General features: G+C 47.1%; 1 pseudogene. It reads left to right on the forward strand.

From position 1 onward, the window contains the following. Positions 1-414, forward strand: a pseudogene (locus A3756_RS07235) (RNA degradosome polyphosphate kinase); the annotation flags it as partial.

Raw genomic sequence — 414 nt, forward strand, 5'->3', positions numbered from 1 at the left:
TATCAGAACCCAAAATTATTCGGGCACTGTATCGAGCATCACAAGCAGGCGTGCCTATTAAGCTTATTGTCCGCGGCATATGCTGTTTACGTCCAGGGCTAGAGGGTATTTCCGAAACGATCGAAGTACGCTCTGTGATCGGGCGTTTCTTGGAGCACACTCGAGTTTATTGGTTCCACAATGATGGTAATGACCAGATTTATGGTGCCAGTGCCGACTGGATGACCCGTAACCTGTTAAAGCGTGTTGAAACCTGCTTCCCGATGGAAGATAAGAAGCTAGTAGAACGCGTGAAAGCCGAAATTGGCTTCTACCTAAGCGATAATTGCCAAAGCTGGATTATGGACACCGAGGGAAAATATCATTTGAACCAACCTGCCGAAGCCGAATCTCGAGTCTGCGCACAACAATATT

This window comes from Oleiphilus sp. HI0086, from assembly GCF_001635225.1.